Here is a 19,417-nt window from a genome sequence, read left to right on the forward strand (position 1 = left end):
CACCGATCGCCTGTCGGTGGTCGCCTTCGATCATCGTGCCAAAGTCTTAGTCCCCAATCAACCGGTCGAAAACCCCGAAGCCATTAAAGCGACGATCGAGGGTCTCAAAGCCAGTGGCGGCACCGCGATCGATGAAGGGATGAAATTGGGGATCGAAGAACTCTCGAAGGCAAAACAAGATACGATTTCCCAAGCGTTTTTGCTCACGGACGGGGAAAACGAACACGGAGATAACCCCCGCTGTCTGAAGCTGGCCCAACTCGCCGCCGAGTACGGGATCGCCCTCAACGGTTTGGGATTTGGCGACCATTGGAATCAGGATGTCCTCGAAGCGATTGCCGATGCCGGTGGCGGATCGCTTTCCTATATCGCCGAACCGACACAAGCCGTGGAAGAGTTCGCCCGCCTATTCGATCGAATGCAGTCGGTGGGATTGACCAACGCCCACTTGATTCTCTCTCCAATGCCCGAGGTGCGCTTGGCCGAACTCAAACCCATCGCCCAGGTGGCCCCGGAAACCATCGAACTGCCGGTCCACTCGGAAGATGACAGACGCATTGCCGTACGCTTGGGGGATTTGATGGTGGACGTTCCGCGCGTGATTTTGGCGAACTTATACGTGGCAAAAATGAGCGAAGGGCGTCACGAAATCGCTCAATTGCAAGTTCGCTACGACGATCCGGCTACGGGACAAACGGAAATCCTCTCCGAGACGATTTCGGTAACGGCAAACGTCGTTAGCGGGTTCGTGCCCTCTCCCGATCCCGAAGTGGGGCAGCACGTTTTAGCCCTGGCAAAGTACCGGCAAACTCAAATTGCCGAAACCAAACTCCAACAAGGCGATCGAACCGGGGCGGCGACGATGTTGCAAAGTGCGGCGAAAACCGCCCTGCAAATGGGGGATGATGGGGCGGCGACGATCTTGCAAAAAAGTGCCACAATGCTACAACAAGGAGAGAATCTCTCAGATAGCGATCGCAAGAAAACCCGGATCGTTTCTAAGACGATTCTCCAGAAACCGTCGGAATAGATGGGGAGAAACGGGAGACAAGGGAGACAAGGGAGAATTTAGACCCCGAAGCCCCCAAAGCGCTCATTGCCTCTATCGCTCGCCCAGAACTCAATGAATGTTACTCGGAGACCAATAGACTGATGCGTTCGATCGTTTCGATTATTAACTATCGCACTCCGCAACTCGTGGTGGAGTGTTTGGCTTCCTTGGAAAACGAAGTGGAAGTGGGTCGAGATCGGGTCGTGGTGGTGGATAATGCTTCGGGGGACGATTCCGTCGAGGTACTTCAACGCGCGATCGCCGAACGTCAATGGGAATCTTGGGCTGAAGTTTTGCCCTCCACCGTCAATGGCGGTTTTTCGGCCGGTCACAACCTGGTTTTGAAGAACTACACCGCCGAGACCTATTTGTTACTCGGCAGCGATACCATTATCCGGCCGGGAGCTTTTAAAGCACTGTTCGAGGCAGTAGAGGCTCATCCGGAGGTGGGGATTTTCGGCCCTCGCCTGGAGTGGCCCGACACCACCCCTCAAGTCAGTTGCTTCCGCTATCGTTCCCCCATCGGCGAATTAATCGGATCGGCGAATACCGGCCCGATTACCAAGCTATTTGCCAATAGCGATGTGGTGATTCCCGTGTCCGATACCTCGATCGAAACGGAGTGGATTAGTTTTGCCTGCGTCCTAATTCGACGGGAGGTCATTGAGAAAATCGGACTGATGGATGAGGGGTACTTTATGTACTTCGAGGATATCGATTATTGTCGGCGCACTCAGGCAGCCGGCTGGAAAATTCGCTACTGGCCGATGGCTCGAGTCGTCCACCTCAAAGGCGGTAGCGGACCGGTACAAGCAAGTATGGCCTCCCTCAAACGCCCACCGGCATACCTGTACGCTTCGCGAGCGAGATATTTCACCAAATTCTACGGCGCAACGGGATTGTTCCAGGCTAATCTGTGTTGGTTGGCTGGACGAGGAGTCTCTCTGGGTCGAGAACTGGTGGGACATAAAAAACCCCATATCTGCCAAAATCAGGCGCAAGACATTTGGACCAACTGGCAAGACCCGATGAAGCAACCCACTCTCCCTGGGGCTAAAACACAAGCTTCCAACGCAAGCTAACGTCAGTTTGGGATCGGGCGATTTACATTGCGCTCTAATTCTTTTTGGATTGGATTGCACCCCCGAGACGGGTGTGATTCTTTCGAGAACGGGTCGATTGAATTTCTCAATTGACCCAGTCACTTTGTCCAGTTTTAGTTTCGCCGAAGGGCGACTTTGCTCAGTGCCATCGAATCTTGTCGCGCGAGCGGTCGGTCGGCGATCGAGTTTTTCGGTCGTCCGCTTTCGGAAACCATGCGGGGTCACTCGGGTCAGTTATCCCTGATTCCCCGGCTTGACTGAAGATGGGGGGGTTGTCAACCCCAAGACCTGAATGCTTACACCCTTCGTCCGATATCAGAAAATAAAAGCAGGTTATTTTAACTACTTCATCTTCTGTTTGATGAATGCCAAAATTTGGCTGACTTGCTTCTTCAAACCATTAATTTCACTTTGCATTTTCGCAATTTGCGCCTTCAGTGCAGCAACTTCATCTCCACCCGTAGCGGTCGGAGCAGCAGCCGGAGAAACCTTCGTCGCGGAGCCTTTTCCGCGAGGTTTCTTTGCCTTCGCCATCGATACCTTAATGGCATTGATCAGTTGCTTTTTCTCGAAGGGTTTTTCGATAAATTCAAAATGCTCGAACGGTTCGGAAATTTTTTCGGTCACTTCCTCTTTGCGACCCGACATTAACAGTAAAGGAATCGATCGCAACTTGTCGTTGGCTTGAATTTCTTGAAAAACTTCCCAACCGCTTTTTTTCGGCAGCAAGAAGTCTAACATAATTAGACTGGGGTTATCCTGCTTAATTCTCTTTAAGCCCTCTTCGCCATCCTTGGCTTCTAAAACTTCAAAATTACCGGGCGGTAACATCCCTTTCACGGTTTTCTGAATGACTCGACTATCATCAATAACCAGGATTTTGTGACTTGCCACGACTGGACTCCTCTAGTGGTGAGTAAGAGACTCGAACGATAGGATTATATAGAATCGGAAGCACGATCGTGCCGATGGCTCCTGTAGCATCCGCATCGCCTCCACGATGCAACCTCAAATCTTGTGAGTTGAACTCCAAAGCAACGAACGCACCACAGCCCGATAGAAACGATGCTGCCAGGAGATACCTCGAAGCGCCGAGTCGATTGCCCCAAAAGCGCTATTAGGTTGTGCTACCGTCTGTGTGAAACAAGATAGACCCTTTAACCTAGAAATCTATTCTACACTCGATCGGGTTTGCTCCAAGGGGCGATCGGGCCATCGGGAGATCCCAAGGTGTTCTTGTGCGGTGCAACCCTCTCGGAACAAGGAAAATCACCTGCTATCCGCTGCGACGATCGACCGGTCTTTAGCCCCCGATTTTGAAGCAAGATGAGCTAAGATGCATCTAAAATTACGCCAAAGCTCGGTCTCAACGTCGATCGAGTTTCCTTCAAATTCCTGCTTTCCATTGCCATTTCTATCCCGAAGAGAACCGCACTATGACCGCCCAGTTTCATTCCACGACACCCACTCCAGCCAGCCAACGGCGCGACGACGTGCAAGCCATGCCATCGTGGCTGCGCCGTCCCATTGCCAAAGCCAGCGAACTCTCCACCGTCCAGCGCATTATCAAACAGCGCCAGATTCACACCATTTGCGAAGAAGGGCGCTGTCCCAACCGGGGAGAATGCTACGCCCAGAAAACGGCAACGTTTTTGCTTATGGGCCCGACCTGCACGCGATCGTGCGCCTTCTGTCAGGTGGATAAGGGACATTCCCCGATGCCTCTCGATCCCGAAGAACCGCAAAAAGTTGCCGAAGCGGTGCAGCAGTTGGCATTGCGATACGTGGTACTTACCTCCGTGGCCCGCGATGACTTGCCCGATGGTGGGGCGGGGTGGTTCGCGGCAACCATGGCCGCGATTCGCGATCGCCGTCCCGAAACTCAAATTGAAGTGCTGACGGCGGATTTTTGGGGAGGAAGTGGGAATTCGGAATTCGGAATTCGATCGGGGAGACGGGGAGACGGGAAGAACGATCGCGCAACGAAGGTGATGTCCTTGGCACAATTACAACAGTTACAACGGCAGCGCATCGAAACCGTCGTTCGGGCAAAACCCGCCTGCTACAACCACAATATCGAGACGGTACGGCGGCTGCAAGGACCGGTGCGGCGAGGGGCGAAGTACGATCGCTCTTTAGACCTGTTGCGGGTGGTCAAGGAACTCGATCCCGAGATTCCCACCAAATCCGGTTTGATGTTAGGCCACGGAGAAACAGAAGCCGAAATTCTCGAAGCGATGGCAGATTTACGCCGTATCGACTGCGATCGCATTACTCTGGGGCAGTATATGCGCCCGTCTCTGGCTCATCTCCCGGTGCAAAAATACTGGACTCCCGAAGAATTCGATCGCCTCGGGGATATCGCGCGGGAGATGGGTTTCTCCCACGTGCGATCGGGTCCCCTGGTGCGCAGTTCCTACCATGCTGGGGAGGAGGATTGATAGGGGGACAAGGGGACACGGGGACACGGGGACGCGGGGAGAGGGAAAAGCTTTGTCAGTGACCCATTTTCCATTGTCCATTCACTCCTCCGAAGCCCTTCCCACTGCCGTAAAGATCGGGAAAAGCCCCCCTCCAAACTGAAAGTGACAGAGTACGATTAACGCGGTGTGCGCTCTTTTTGCGCGCGCCATATAGTGAGCGAGTCGAAAAATCCCCCATTCCCCATTCCCCATTCCCCCGTGCGGTCAGGTTTTGGATAAACAAGTTGCACATGGCGTGATTAGCAATTATTGACACTCCCCGACCTAAAGGTGCGGGGATTCTTCCTTCATCGACCCAGCTTGTTTAGACAGGTTTTCACCAATCCAAATAGAGGTCAGGTCTCCAGAAGCGTGAGTTCCCGTATGCCCTACGGTACTGTAGGCTCGATTCAAGATCTTGATGGCCCCGCTGAAATCGCGGTCTAGGGTGCATCCACACTTACATGCATGGGTGCGCGACGAGTGCGACTTCTTAACCGTTGCACCACAACTCGAGCAGTTGTAAGAGGTATAGGTCGGCTCGACGGCGACAGTGACCCTGCCGAACACCTTCCCATAGCGCTCTAGCCACGTCCTGAATTGATACCAACCCACATCATTAATTGATTTGGCTAGGCAGTGATTTTTCACGAAATTTCGGATTCTCAAGTCTTCATAGGCGACCAAATCGTTAGATTGGATAACGCACCGCGCCAGCTTCACGGCGTGGTCTTTACGCTGCCTACTTATCTTGAGATGCGCTAGCGCCAGTCGATTAATGGCTTTGGAGCGGTTGGCAGAGCCTTTCTTTTTGCGAGAAACGCGACGTCGGTGAAACTTGATGCGTTCCTCTCCCAAGCGATAAAATTCGGGATTCGCAACAGTCTCGCCGTTGGAGTCGGTGTAGAACTCTTTGAGTCCCATATCTAACCCAATTGCCCGTCCGGTGGGCTTAATCTCCTCGCTCCGCTCTACGCTTACGCAGAACTGGACGTAGTACCCATCGGCACGACGGACAATACGAACGCGCTTGATTCGATCGATATTGTAGAAGTGAAGGTCGTATCCGCCTTTGAGCTTCAATCTCCCAATACCCTTCTTGTCGGTGAAGGTGATGTGCTTGCGCTCTTGTGAAAGCTTCCAGCCGCTTACCTTGTATTCGACAGAACGTGCGTTCTTCTTAAACTTCGGATAGCCCTTTTTACCTGTTACCTTCAGCTTGCAGTTTGCGTAAAACCGCGAGATGGCAGACCAGGTCCGTTCGGCACCCGCTTGTCTGGCTTGAGAGTTTAACTCCCCAGCAAAAGGAAACTCCTTGGCCAGTACCGCACACAACTTACTTAAGTCATACTTACCAACACCCTGATTATCCATCCAGTACCTTAAGCATTTGTTTTGTACGAATTGCGCAGTTCGGATGGCTTCTTGAATCGCCTTCTCTTGCTGTTGATTGGGGTAGGACTTGAATTCTAGGACTATCACGATTATCGACCTCACTTATCGCTTATCTTATACTACCATTTCTGGTATAAGCTTTCTAGAGGGGTTTGATAGAATCTAGGAAATCCCCTAAAAGAGGGGGAGGCTTTAAAGCCCTGTTTTTTTGGTAATTCTCAAAGAAAATCCATCGTTATGCTATACCACGTAGACTTTCATATCGAGTACCCGGCAGGAATGTCTCAATCCGAACTTTTTGCCATCTGGACGCAAGAGGCGGAGGTGGCATTGGGGGCGAAAGAGGCGGGAACGGTGGTGGATTTGTGGAAGTGCGTCGGGATGCGGCGAGTGATTGCGATCGTGGATGTATCGTCCCCGGATACCCTCGATCGCATTTTGTTCGATCTGCCGATTATGAAACTCCTGGGACAACACGTTCGGGTAGAAGTCACGCCGTTGAGACGGTACGAAGATTTTGCCGCCGATGTAAAGGCTAGATTTGAGGGATAGCCCGCTCGATTATCGCTAACTATTGTGAGGATAGCAATATCGGATGGGGTGTGACTCGAATTACCAGTAGGGAAAAATAGGGCAGTTGCAGATGGGGGCGATCGCGCAATCCTCGGTAAAGAACCTGTTGGGGATGGGTTGCCCGTTCGACAATATCACTGCGATCGAGCAATCCCCGACCCTGCAATTGCTGCCATACCGCTTCGTAGACGGAACTGACTTTCATCAACACCACCACATCCGCCCACTCTAAGGCGGCATCGAGTTCGGTAACGTTATAGAGGGCGGGTAAAATTGCCAATTTCTGAGAGGTGACGGTGAGGGGAATTCCCAACTCGGCGGCGGCTGCCATGGGGGAACAAATGCCGGGTATTGTTTCCACCAGCACTGACCGATGTTGCTGTTGCAGAGTTTGGGCTAAGTAAGTAAAGGTGCTGTAGAAACTCACATCCCCTTCGCTGACGAAAGCGACATCTTTACCCTTTTGGAGGTATTCCCAAGTTCGATCTGCCGCTTGAACCCAGGCTTGGCGTAACACCGTCTCATCGCGGACGTAGGGAAATTGGAGGGGGAGGCGGATTTGTTCGGGTTTCAACCAATCGGCGACGATTTGTTCGGCAACACCGGGTTTGCCGCCAATCCCAGCCGGAAAAGCTACGATGGGGACGCGATCGAGAATTCGCACTCCTTTGAAGCTAATTAATTCTGGATCGCCGGGGCCGACACCAATACCGTATAGTGTGCCGATTTCGGGTTTTCCATCGGACGGGTTTGCCAACTCGATTCCTCCCTAAATCCCCCAAGAGGGGGTTCGTACTTGTGATGTGGATTCTTGTGATGTGGGTTCTCGTTGCCGGTTGGCGGCTGCGAGTCTGCCCTACTGCCTCAAGTCTGTTGCGGTATCGATGGGAATTTTCCCTTGGCTGCTTCCCATTTTTTCCCCATTAACCGGGAACGACGAATTGGGCGTACCAAACCGCAACCTAGGGCAACGCGGCAGAAATAACTACCGAGCGATCGACCGGAGAAAGCTATGTACGGTAAGCATTTTTAATTTTTAATTCTGCGTAGCAGCACTAGACTGTAACACGATCGAACGACAGAGAGCGAACGTAGCGATCGATTAGACCGATCGTCACGGCGGGAAGTTCGAGTTGGGGGGTGAGTCCCACATCTTCGAGGATTTGGAACGATCGAATCGCCTCGGGGTTCAGGTTGGCGAGGCGTTTGCCCGTTTCGGGGCTGGTGAACTGGGTTTTTTCTCCCCAGAGGATGGCCGTGGGTGTGGTGAGTTGGGGGATATATAACGATAAGTCGAAACACAAATCCCCCCGAACGAAAGCCAGGGCGGCGTATTCGGCGTTGGGTTGGGTGGCTGAGGCTAGATACGCTTCGATAATTTCGGGATAAATGCGGTTGGGTTGGGCGAACTGCCGCTGTTCGAGGAAGGCGGAAATGCCTTGAGGAGTGGCGATCGCCGTACTATAAACGAGGCGATCGAGAATGGGGGTGCGAATGAGTTGGGCGAAGAAGTTGCGGGTGTAGTCGTCGCCAAAATCCGAGAGTCCGCTGGGGTTGGTGAGAATCAGAGACTCGAATAAATCCGGACGGGCGATCGCTGCCCGGATTATCATGGCCGCCGTCAGGGAAGAAGCAATAACCGTCACGGGGGCGTTGCCGGTTGTTTCGATAAATTCGGTAATGCTGGTGAGGTAATCGTTAATTTGGTAGTCTCGTTCGGGATGTTCCGATCGCCCCCAGCCGATTAAATCGGGGGCAATAACGCGATAGTTTGGTACGAACGCCGGATACACCTTCGACCATTCATAGGCGGAAGACCCCCCACCGAACCCGTGGATAAAAACTAGGGTTTTTGGGTTGTCGATCCGATCGATATTTTGATTCCAAAAGGTCTGTTGGGGTGTGTAATAGGCGATTCTGCCGAGGGAAGTGGCGATCGATTGTTTCTCGAAACCGACAGGGATAAACATAGAATTTTGATAAGCTTTGCGCGATCGCGCGTGGGGTTAGAGACAGAGGTTAAGTTAGGGCGAAGTCGAGGCGACGGGTAGATTTTGGCAAACCCGATCGCCCATTTCGATTCCGACCCACCTTTATTCATTGTTACTCGGTCTGTTGTCGATCGAGTTGTAGCAATAGTTATCGTTACAGATTCGCGTCTGGGCTGGGTTTATACGCCACGATCGCCGCGTGGGCTGGGGGCAAACGGTACGATCCGTAACCCCGCAGAATTTCTACCTCGAAGCCCATCCGACGCAGGTGGGTGGCAACCTCTCGTGCATGATACAACCGTAAAACGTGCAATTCCTCATCCCTACGATAGTTTTCTCCCATCTGCCGAAAGGTGATAATCCGCCGGGTGAGTGTGGCGTTGCGGGAGTCTTCCTCTTTTTCCACCAACACGATCCAATCGTCTCCTTCCGTAAATCCTTTGGCGGTTGTTCCCGGCGGGACAATTCCGGGTTCGGCAATATCGAAGACGAACACTCCACCCACTGCCAGAGAACGATAAATGCGATCGAATAATCCCACGAGTTGGGACAGATCCCGCTCGCCATCGAAACAGTAGTTGACGCATTCTCCAATTGAAGTAACTGCCACGCAGGGGGGAATTTTGACCTCGAACAGAGATGCCACTCGAAATTCGGCATCGGGAACGCGACAGCGGGCAATTTCGATCGCCGAGGGGGAAATATCCACCCCCAACACCCGATAGTTTGCCGCCACGAATGCCTGGGCTGAGTGTCCCGTACCGCATCCTAAATCTACGATAAGACCGTCCCGGATCTTGTAGAAATCGAGAATTTCCAAGATACTGGGGGCCGATTCGACGGCGTATTCTTGAAACCCGATATCGTGAATGTACGCGAGGTCTTCTTTGTACCACTGATTCATAATTTATTAGACCTCTGCCAAGAAAGGGAAAGGAAAATGGGGAATGGGGAATGGGGAATGGGGTGAAGAATTAAAGATGACGCGATGACAATCAATTGAATTTTTGATGTTCGCACCTATATTTCAACTCTAGTCATCTAAAAATTGCGATCGAGTTTTATTTTGGCGTTTAGAATCGAGCGTTTCGATCGAGGACTCGATTTCATGGGTGAACGGGTGTAGTCTAACTCCCCTCTTGGGAGGGGTTGGGGGTGGGTTCATCAATCGCAAATCACATCGGTTATTTAATTCTCATTCCCACTCTCTATTAGAATGGGATTTCATCTGGATCGACAGGAACGATCTCAATTTTACGATAACCAACTGCACCAGCTTTCGTTAAAAGTTGTACCATTGGCTCGTACCGACGGTGTCTCGCCAGATCCAAAGCCGTCCATCCATTATCGATCGCATTTAAATCGATACCAGCGTCAATTAAAATTTGGGCAATTTCTAAATGATTTCGATCTATGGCAAGTGGTAAAAGCGTTTGGTTTGAATCGGCATAAGGTTTGACATGGATATCTGCACCGGCTTCGAGCAAGATTTTAACGATTTCTGAATTTCCTCCTCGAATTGCGAATCCTAAAGGAGTGAGGGTATCTACATCTGACTCACAACAACGTTCTAAATCTGCACCAGCTTTGAGCAAAAGGCGAACCACATCTAAACGTCCATTATCGCAGGCTGTATGAAGAGCAGTTTTTCCATTTACACCAAATGCATCGATATCGACTCCCGCATCAATTCCCTGCCGAATACCTCGTACATCTCCGATAGCCGCCGCTGTAATAAAATCGTCAGTTAACGTATCTTCGCGTCTTTGTTTGCGAATAATTCCACGGGATAGTTTTTGTAAAGCATATTGTCGGCTTTCTTCACAAGTAGTTATGGGAAATAAATATTCAAAAATTTCTTGATGACCGTTATCCGCTGCAACTTCCAAAGCAGTAATTCGATCGAAGTAATTTTGATAGTTCACATCTGCACCCCTTTCAACTAATCTCTTGACGAGATTGAAATCGTTGTGCAACACAGCAGCCATTAAGGGGGTTGTACCAGATGTATCCACTTGGTTAAGATTTGCCCCCGCTTCGATTAAACGTGCGATACAGCTTGATTTCTCGTATCTTATCGCCTCGATGAGTGGAGTTTTCAAGAAGCCTAAACCATCAACATTTGCTCCCGCTTCCAGTAAGATTTCTAAAATAGCCGTAGAATAGATTTGAATTGCAGATACGAGAGGATTACTTTCAGGATTATTGCTAAAATTTACATTGGCTCCGGCTTGAATGAGAATGCAAACCCCTTCTACCCATCCTCTATCGATCGCATAAACTAATGGAGTCGATTCTGTAGTTATTTCTATAAAATTTACAGATTCAAACTCTCTCAGGCAATAAATTAAACCCATTCGGTCGCGAAACCCGATATTTTCAAAAAGCTTTGATATCTTTCTGATTTTCATGTAATATCAAAAAATATAATTTATAAAACTCAGTATAATAATTTACCTATGCGAACAATTAAACTTATGACCGATTATGGCTGTTTCCCAATTTGGGATTATGATAATGGCGGGAACTTGAATCCAGAAGATTTACCAATCTTGACAAGTCTAAAACAAGACTTAAAGAAATGGGCGGAGACTTTCGATGCAATTCTCGATTGGGACGATCCGGCTTCTGCAGGGTTTAAGTCCGATCGAGAAGAACAAGAGTTTGAAGAAAAAGGGTTAGAGCTTTGGCAGCGTTTAGAAAATGAAATTGGAGATGAATATATCATCGAATACTTTAGTACAATTCAAGAAAAGGTTTTAGTCGATCGAACTACTCGAGGAGGAGTCTAAAGCATGGGAATGCCATGTGAAGTTAACAGTATTCTAAAATTAAAACCCACTCAAGGTTATCCAACACCACTGGAAAAAGGGAAACGATATCAAGCCCAAAAAGAGGGCTACAGAATTCTGCCCATCGACGTTCCCATTCAACTCGTTGACGAAGATTGGTTGGCGCGGGCGGATATTATAATTGTCCGACTGGTTTGGGAAAATAGAACGACACATTTAGATTTTGAAGTCGATCGAATCTATCAAGTTCCTTTTCAGAGCAAAGCATTGTAAATAGGACGAGATTGCAAATCCTACACCCCAAACCCTGGTTGACTGACAAAACTTATGCGGTAGCGTACTGGTAGGTTTATACGGTGAATTCTAGGCGATCGCTTCGTTGGGAGTGTTGTGCGCGAGATGCCATAACCGGGTCTCGATCGCGATGGCTGTAAAATCGAACGCGACGAATCAGTCGCCATGAATTCTGGAAGGACGCTTTGACCCAACCAGATGTTCAAGGCATTGTAGAGGCGGGAGTTTTTTTCACAGCATTCCCATTTTTAGAGTGGTATAGCCGTATTCAGTCGGGTAATAGTGCGAGCATCTTGCTCGCGTTGCCAACGATACGATTATTGGAAGTGTCCTAACCACTGTGAATACGGCTATATCTATCTTGAGAATGCTGGCTCCCCCTGACAGTTGTCAATTTCCTCCATCCTCTACTCCATCTAGGTTTGAAGACTTCAGGGGAAAACTTTTGTCAGTCAACCAGGCATATCCCCTCAACTTTACCACTACTTTTCTCTCTATTTCTCGCTAAAGTACCCTGATGGGTAAGGGATAGTTTATTTGCTAGATAAACAGGCTTTGACTACTGTTTAACGATTCCAATTGAACAGGTTGAAGATTCTCAATCACCATCAAGTTATCTCCATTAAAACTCACCTGAGTACCATTCCCTAAATGTTCAAACGTAACCATAGGAGAATCAACTCCCAAAACATCAAACACCACCAAACCCTCTCGCAAAGTTTGCTCATTTACATTGCGAATTCTGTCAAAGGTATCAGTACCTGAGGCTGCATCCAGCCCAAACTGAACGGTATAGCCTTGTGCTCCGTTGATTTCAATGATATCGAAACCAGCTCCACCACTGAGCACCCCACCACCAGCACTCGCAACAATCAAATCATCGCCCTCCTCACCAAAGAGGTAATTATTCACCCCACCGTTGTCACGAATTAAGTCATCTCCACCCCCCGCAAAAACGATGTCATTCCCATCGCCGAGGTTAGCCCGCTGAGACCCCTCACCCAGGAAGAACGTGTCATTGCCACCATTGCCGTTGAATTCCTGAGTACTATCGCCTCCGCTAAAGATCAGGTAATCATCCCCACTGCTGAGTTGGTTAATGACCTCCTCTGAACACTCAACAGGGCCATTAAAGACGGTTCCTGGGAGTGTTTCACTGCCTTGATATTCATAGGCTCCGATATCAATCACAGCAACGGTGTCCCCATCACCATCAACAGTGCGGTCTGCGCCCCTTTGGTCGGTGGTTAGACCATCATCATTGCGGCCAGCATCAATAGCAGGGCTGCCATCTACTAGGGTATGGGTGCCATCGTCACCGAGGGTCGTGTCGAGAATCTCGTCTAGGGCAGTGGGAGTATCGCCGTCACTGGTGGCTAGGATATCGGTATCGTCTAGCGTCACATTTTCCAGGGCCTCGGATTCAGTTTGGCTATCATCACCGAATAGGTTGTTGCCACCAGAGATCGCTTGCGGACCGAAGCGACTCGACCTGATCTCATTGCCTTCATCACCAGCAGTATTGCCGGAGACGATACTGCTCACAATGGTTAAGGTACCAGTGAATCGATAGATGCCGCCACCGGTCCTAGCGGTATTGCCGGTAATGGTGCTGTTGCTGAGGGTGAGGGTGCTGCCGCTTGCATGGATTGCGCCGCCTTCGCCAACGCTAGACAACGTGCTGGTGACCTCATTGCCAGAAAAGGTACTATTCGTAATCGTGGTGGTGTCGCCAGTATCAAGCAGTCCGCTACCCCTGTCGTCAGCTGTGTTGCTGGAAATGGTGCTGTTGGTGATGGTGAGATTGGCATCAAAGTAGTTGTAGATCCCAGCACCCGTTTCAGCGGTGTTGCCGGTAATGGTGCTGTTGGTGAGGGTGAGAGATTCTTTATTGAAGATTCCGGCCCCTCGGTCAGAGAGAAAGGCTCCGAATGCGGACCCACCGGTAATGGTTAAGCCATCAATTACCACCGCTTTCATATCTACGGTATAGGACTCATCACTGACGAAGAAGACGCGATTATTGCCCTGGGCATCGACAGTTAAATCGAGTGTGGAGGCATCAATTTGGACGGAACGGTCAATCTCAAGCTGACCCAGTTCCGAATCCAGCTCGATGGTGCTGCCATCTAGGGAATCATCGAAGGTAATAATGCCGCCATCAGCTACCTTGAAGAGCGCTTCTCTGAGGGAGAGATCGTCATCGGCAAAGTCCCCGTCAAATTCATCATCTGAGAGGGTGACGGTGACGGTGGTGTCGGTCTCAACAGAGCTGTTATTGGTGATGGTTTCGATGTCTTGAAACGTAAAGAAATCAATGCTGGTATCACCGGTCAGTTCTACGCTATCTTCAGACGATTGGGTACCGATAAAGTGTTCGATGTTCCTGAGTGTATCTACAACACCATTGCTATCGGTCACGGTGACTGTGCCACTGTCACCGTCAATCAAAATGCTAATCGGGCCATCAGTATCACTATAGTCCGCCGTGTCGGTTCCGCTGCCGCCATCCAGGATGTTGGCATTGTCATCGCCCTTCAGCGTGTCGTCGCGATCGCTACCGATGACGTTGTCGATATCGTAAAGGGTATCGGTGCCCCCCTCGCCGTCGCTGGCGGTGCCAGAGGCTAGGTCTACCGTGACGGCACTGCTGGCCGTGCTGTAGCTAACGGTGTCATTCCCCGTATCGATGTCATCGTCGGTGCTGTCGTCATCATCGGCGGCCTCCTCCTCAGCGGCGAAATCGGCGGCGGTGCCTCCATAGATCGTGTCATCTCCGCCGCGACCTTCGAGGACGTCGTCCCCGTCTCCGCCTTCAATGACATTGTCGCTGTCATCGCCCGTGAGGCTGTCGTCGTAGTCACTGCCGGTAATGTTTTCAAACCCAGAGAGAAAGGCTTGGTTGCCGGAGCCATCGTCAGTGACGGCATTGGCGGTGTAGTCGGTTTTCGGGTCAGCCGATGAATGGTAGTCTTCATCAGACTGATCGATCAGGTCAATGGTGACCGCGCCCTCCGCATTGACAAAGCTGACGATGTCGGTGCCACCGCCCCCAAACAGAACATCGTTATTTGCTAGGGCCTCGGTGTCCGTTCGGTCTTCCGGCTTGGCTGCGAGGCCTGCTATGGTGTTGTCACTATCATCACCAACGATGATATCGGCATACTCACTGCCGGAGATATTTTCGATGCTGTAGAGTCGGTCTAGGCCCTGGACTGTTGCAGACGATTCTATATTGCCATCATCTGCCTCGGCGTAGTATTCGTCGTTGATGGCATCGTAACTCAGCTTAGATAAGTCAACAGAGATGCCGGTGTCTGAAATGAGGTAGAACGCCGTGTCAATGCCATCACCGCCCCAGAGGTTGTCATCGCCGCCACCGCCCGTGAGCCAATCGTCGCCGCCGTAGCCGTAGAGGTCATCGTTACCGGAATCACGGTCTACAGCATCGTAGGAATAGCCGTAGAGCACATCGGCATAGGCCACGGTGCCATGGAGGAACTCGGAATCGCTGGAACCATAAATGTTTTTGGGGCCATAGGCTCCAACCAGAATCAGCTGGCTGCCGTAGCCTTCTAGGCCCAAATCCGAGAAGAAACTACTGTTCCCTAGATCGTCGGCATCATAGCTTCTAGCTCCCTGTCTGACGAAGTATTCATCGCCTGACTTTTGCATGAAGACGGCATCGTTCAGGAACTGGGCAGAGAAGTCATCAGCGGCGTCGCTGCTGGTAAAGAGTTCACCCGTGAGAAAGGCAACCTGGTCGCCACTGTTGTTTGTGAACGCAATGCCTTCGTAAATCCCCGAGGCGTCGCCAGCGCTGTCAAAGCCAATGGTATCATCGTTACCCGCGTAGATGATTAGATAATCTTCTGTGGGGTCAAAGTCATAGATAACCGTACTGGTCAGGTCGCTGGAGGTTTCTGCTGAGGTGGCCTCCACATCAAAGACAAACTTATTTAAAAGGCCTTCCGCAATGGGGATTGAGAAATCCAAAATATCCAAGGCGGGGTTTTCGATACTAAGGAGTGCGAGTCCTGAAATTGCGGTATCCGCAGCAGTGCTGATGTCGTCACCAAAAATGATATCTGCAACAGAGTCCTCGTCATCAGCCTCCTCGCCTGAGTCAGGGTCAGCATTAATGATAAAAATGTCGTTGCCTGTGCCCCCAAAAAGATGGTTTTCATCTTTTTCACCAATGGTGACAACGATATAATCATTGCCCTCACCACCTGAGGCGACGGTATCTCCCCCCCCGCTGACGATGTAATCGTCATCGTCATTACCGAAGAGAAAATCAGCCCCATCGGATTCGAAGGAACCCGCAAAGTTCCCCCCTTCAACCGTGACTAAGTCAATGGTGGTCCCATCGCTAAATGTGATGGTTTCGGTGACTTCAGTTGTGGTCAATAATAGGTCGTTGTCGAAGTCATCGACATAGAAGTTGTAGGTGTCAATGTCCCAGTAGGTTTTGGTGGTGTCACCGCCATAGATCGCGTCATTCCCGTCGCCGCCATAGATTAGATTGGTTCTGCGATCGCCGTACAGTGAGTCATCTTCCGAAAATTGAGGAAAGAAGGTGCCGCTATTCTCGGCGATATTGTATAAATCGCCCACGTTGACGAAGTAGCCATACATGGCACTGACCGAGCGCAACCCGGCCTTCTCAAAACTCGAGCCTTCGTACGTTCCATAGGAGGCATCGTCCCAGTCATCAGCATCAATCGCGATCCCGTCGCTATCGGTGGCATCATCTTCGTCATATTCCACCCAAGCCCAATACTCATTCGACAGGATAACTTTCCCATTGCTGAACTCAGAGTCGTCCTTATCTTTTATCTCCTCGTAGATTGACCATAAATCTACCAAGCCGCTGATGGTAAAATCGAACTGTCCGTCCACGGGTCCTGCTATTAGCTCGAAGACCACACTATATTCGCCGGTGACGTAATGCTGGCCATCATTGAAGATGTTGATATTTGCGTCTGCCATTTGTTTTCTCTTTTCTGAAGGTATGCAGTTCTGACGTGCGGGAATGAGACCTGATTTTTCTAGGACTCTTTTAAGGGTGAGAAATTAAACAATACTTGAGCTTCAGGACACTTACCCCGATCGCTTTTGTTGATAAAGCGTGTAAGTACCAGTACTAATCAACTTGAAAGACAGATCTAAAATTGCAATTAGAGGAGGTTTAGCTGCCGGATACAGGATTGAATCTTTACACAAGAGATATCACTCTGTTAAAAACTTTAAGCTAAGTTTTTAAAAAATATACAGAAACGGGCTAAATAAAAAAAAATAGTGAAGTGACTTAAGATTACTCTTACACGAACTTAAGTTTTATCAGTATTTTCCGTAAAAAAAAATAAATAATATCAAGAATCAATATAGTTCAATCATTTTTTGATAAAGCACTCTCATTTTTTGATAAAGCACTCTTCAACTTCCACAGTTTTGTCAAAACTTATACGGATATTTCTTCTTCCGCGCCCCCACTCATTCCGCAATATTACTGAAAATTTGAGGGTTGACAAATTCGCCTCGTGTCTCGCCGATGGGAGATTCTCGCAAATGATACAGGGATTGGCTCAGGGTCAACCCGTGCAGCCCCAAACCCCACCCTCACCGGACACCTAAGAAGAGAGCGAAGCGGTAGCTCCGTCTCTTTAGAACGGGGTGGAAGCTGAGCGGTATAGCGGCTTTAGCCGCCTGTCAATCAATAATGATGAGGATCGTTTATGTACTCTTCAATCACTGCGCTACTTACCTTGCCTGTCGTGTCGTAAAAATACGAATGCGTCCAAAGCGAAGGCATCTTCATCAAGTGCGGAAATTCCTGTCTTAAAAGTCGAGAAGAGCACCCTTTAAACCCTTTCACCACTTGGTTTATTGCCGTTGATGGGTCGAACTCAACTAACAAATGAATGTGATCCGGGGCTATTTCCATCGCCTTAATAATCCATTCTTTCTCTTTCGCCACATCGGTTAGGATACCTGCCAGTCTCTTTTTCACGTCTCCTACCAGTACGCTACGTCGCCTTTTTGGTATCCAGATTAAATGAACAGTCGCGGAACCGACCGAATGTCGGTTATGGCGGTAGTTTCGGGATTCCTTCTTCACGATCTTTTTGTTGATAGCTAAAACCTATTGACACTATTATCTTATCCGGTTATTATGTAGATAGGTCGAACACATCAACTAAAAATACGAATGATGCCACGCTCGAAAACGCCATCTTTCATTACTGAATTGCCACTCAAGGTAGACAGCAAACAGAATAGAGAACTTGAAGCTCGGTTTAACGCCGGACTCAGACTTTACAATACTTGCTTAAATGAAGCGATGGTTCGAGTGCGCTTGATTCGGGAATCCGAGTTGTATTGTCGAGCTAAAGCAATGCCTCGGACTGTTAAAGGTAAGCCTAATGCCAAACGCAAAAAAGCGTTTAACGAAGCTTGGAAAGCTTATCGATTCTCTGAGTATGACCTGCACGCATACGCTAAAAATGTGGCTAACGGGTCAAATTGGATCGCACAAAAAGTCGATGCTAATACCCAGCAGAAAATCGCAACCCGTGCGTTCAATGCTGCAAAAAAAGTGTTACTTGGTCAGGCTCGTAAAGTTCGATTCAAAGGTGCATCCCAGTTTTCTTCAATGGAGGGTAAGTCTAACAAACAGGGACTACGTTGGAAAAATGAACAGGTCGTGTGGTGTGGTCTGAATATTGCTCCGATTATCGACTTGAACGAGCCGGTGATTAAACATGGGATTGAATCTCCGGTTAAGTACGTCCGCATCTTGTGGAGGGTGTTAAACGGTAAGAAACGATGGTTCGTCCAGCTCATCCATGAAGGAACTCCGTATCAAAAGCCGAACAATGTTGTCGGTGACGGTGTTATCGGTCTTGATTTGAACATTTCAAACGTTGCAATCGTTGGCGATAGTCATGCTGACTTATTACCTTTCGCTGAGAAAGTACCGTCTTACGACCGGGAAATAAAAGCGATTCAGCGTAGAATGCAACGCTCGCAACGTGTAAATAATCCAGACTGCTACGAGTCGAATTTTGAAGCTTGTAGAGGGCGAAAGAAGGTTACGAAAAAAGGTGAGTTTATTAATGGTAAACGAGCTAAAGTTCGTTCCAAACGTTACCAAAAAGATGCAGCTAAGAAACGTGAGATTCAACGTAGAAAGGCTGCTTATACCCAGTCACAAAATCGTGGTTTGGTGAACAAAGTGCTTCAACATGGTAAGCACATTAAAACCGAGAAAGTATCGGTTAGAGGGTGGCAAAAGCGATGGGGTAAAGCGATCGCTTCTAAGTCACCAGGATTATTCCAATCTGAACTGAAACGCAAGGCTGCAAGTGCTGGTGGATCGTTCGTAGAATTCTCCACAAGACGTACTGCATTATCGCAGACTCACTTAGACGGTACGCGGATTAAAAAATCGCTATCGCAGCGAGTACATCGAGATTTAAGTGGGTTTGAAGCGCATCGTGATTTATGGAGTGCGTTCTTAGCGAGATACGTAAATGATGACGAGTTGTCAATGCATGAAGTTCAAGGAAGCTTCGAGGAGATGGAACCATTCCTACAGGAGGCATGGCAACGATATAAGTCAAAAATCGACGAACAAGTAGGCAAGTCCGAACCTAGGCTGAGTCATTCATCCTCAGAGTCGATCTCCTGTGATTCCAAATCCTCTAACCAGGTATGCCAAAATCGGGCTAGAAGTTAGAGCACAGTTTGGAAC

Annotated in this window: 15 protein-coding genes; 7 read left to right on the top strand and 8 right to left on the bottom strand. The window is 49.4% G+C overall.

The annotated features are described in order from the left end of the window. The coding region (locus AC2215_RS06120; RefSeq protein WP_486809080.1) for a vWA domain-containing protein at positions 1–1,030 on the top strand (1,030 nt) is incomplete at its 5' end. Between the two features lie 122 nt (positions 1,031–1,152). After that, the gene (locus tag AC2215_RS06125; RefSeq protein ID WP_486809081.1) at positions 1,153–2,133 is read left to right on the top strand and encodes a glycosyltransferase family 2 protein; all 981 of its coding nucleotides are present in this window, start codon (positions 1,153–1,155) and stop codon (positions 2,131–2,133) included. Positions 2,134–2,496: 363 nt separating this feature from the next. Here AC2215_RS06125 and AC2215_RS06130 read toward each other — a convergent pair whose 3' ends face one another. Next, positions 2,497–3,048 carry a response regulator gene (locus AC2215_RS06130; protein WP_486809082.1) on the bottom strand — a complete coding sequence of 184 codons (552 nt, stop codon included), beginning with the start codon at positions 3,046–3,048 and terminating at the stop codon, positions 2,497–2,499. A gap of 608 nt (positions 3,049–3,656) precedes the next feature. Here AC2215_RS06130 and AC2215_RS06135 point away from each other — a divergent pair. Continuing rightward, positions 3,657–4,595 carry a lipoyl synthase gene (locus AC2215_RS06135; protein WP_486809106.1) on the top strand — a complete coding sequence of 313 codons (939 nt, stop codon included), beginning with the start codon at positions 3,657–3,659 and terminating at the stop codon, positions 4,593–4,595. 306 nt (positions 4,596–4,901) lie between these two features. Here AC2215_RS06135 and AC2215_RS06140 read toward each other — a convergent pair whose 3' ends face one another. Next, the gene (locus tag AC2215_RS06140) at positions 4,902–6,098 is read right to left on the bottom strand and encodes an RNA-guided endonuclease InsQ/TnpB family protein (protein WP_486809083.1); all 1,197 of its coding nucleotides are present in this window, start codon (positions 6,096–6,098) and stop codon (positions 4,902–4,904) included. A 150-nt stretch (positions 6,099–6,248) separates the two neighbouring features. On the opposite strand from AC2215_RS06140, the gene AC2215_RS06145 reads away from it, so the two are divergent. Next, on the top strand, positions 6,249–6,563 hold the full coding sequence (locus AC2215_RS06145) for a muconolactone Delta-isomerase (protein WP_486809084.1): 315 nt from the start codon (positions 6,249–6,251) through the stop codon (positions 6,561–6,563). Positions 6,564–6,582: 19 nt separating this feature from the next. On the opposite strand, the gene AC2215_RS06150 is transcribed toward AC2215_RS06145, so the two are convergent. The 4 genes from AC2215_RS06150 to AC2215_RS06165 all read right to left on the bottom strand — a co-directional run bounded on the left by AC2215_RS06150 (position 6,583) and on the right by AC2215_RS06165 (position 10,986). Further along, positions 6,583–7,341, bottom strand: a complete 759-nt coding sequence (locus tag AC2215_RS06150; RefSeq protein WP_486809085.1) for a precorrin-2 C(20)-methyltransferase — start codon at positions 7,339–7,341, stop codon at positions 6,583–6,585. Positions 7,342–7,639: 298 nt separating this feature from the next. After that, positions 7,640–8,554, bottom strand: a complete 915-nt coding sequence (locus AC2215_RS06155; protein ID WP_486809086.1) for an alpha/beta fold hydrolase — start codon at positions 8,552–8,554, stop codon at positions 7,640–7,642. Positions 8,555–8,729: 175 nt separating this feature from the next. Continuing rightward, a complete protein-coding gene (locus AC2215_RS06160) occupies positions 8,730–9,479 on the bottom strand; it encodes a class I SAM-dependent methyltransferase (RefSeq protein ID WP_486809087.1) in 750 nt (249 codons plus the stop codon). Positions 9,480–9,786: 307 nt separating this feature from the next. After that, the gene (locus AC2215_RS06165) at positions 9,787–10,986 is read right to left on the bottom strand and encodes an ankyrin repeat domain-containing protein (protein WP_486809088.1); all 1,200 of its coding nucleotides are present in this window, start codon (positions 10,984–10,986) and stop codon (positions 9,787–9,789) included. A 48-nt stretch (positions 10,987–11,034) separates the two neighbouring features. On the opposite strand from AC2215_RS06165, the gene AC2215_RS06170 reads away from it, so the two are divergent. Then, entirely contained in the window at positions 11,035–11,367 is a 333-nt protein-coding gene (locus AC2215_RS06170) for a hypothetical protein (RefSeq protein WP_486809089.1), read from the top strand. 3 nt (positions 11,368–11,370) lie between these two features. After that, a complete protein-coding gene (locus tag AC2215_RS06175; RefSeq protein ID WP_486809090.1) occupies positions 11,371–11,640 on the top strand; it encodes a DUF2584 family protein in 270 nt (89 codons plus the stop codon). A gap of 561 nt (positions 11,641–12,201) precedes the next feature. Here AC2215_RS06175 and AC2215_RS06180 read toward each other — a convergent pair. Both AC2215_RS06180 and tnpA read right to left on the bottom strand, forming a co-directional pair. Next, positions 12,202–16,653, bottom strand: coding sequence for a choice-of-anchor Q domain-containing protein (locus tag AC2215_RS06180; RefSeq protein WP_486809091.1), 4,452 nt, complete (start codon positions 16,651–16,653; stop codon positions 12,202–12,204). Positions 16,654–17,377: 724 nt separating this feature from the next. Continuing rightward, positions 17,378–17,782, bottom strand: a complete 405-nt coding sequence (gene tnpA / locus AC2215_RS06185; RefSeq protein WP_486809092.1) for an IS200/IS605 family transposase — start codon at positions 17,780–17,782, stop codon at positions 17,378–17,380. A gap of 90 nt (positions 17,783–17,872) precedes the next feature. On the opposite strand from tnpA, the gene AC2215_RS06190 reads away from it, so the two are divergent. Beyond that, positions 17,873–19,402 (top strand): nuclease/transposase family protein, encoded by a 1,530-nt coding sequence (locus tag AC2215_RS06190; protein ID WP_486809093.1) that lies wholly within the window; start codon positions 17,873–17,875, stop codon positions 19,400–19,402. Positions 19,403–19,417: the final 15 nt, after the last annotated feature.

The organism is Zarconia sp. (genome assembly GCF_057467645.1).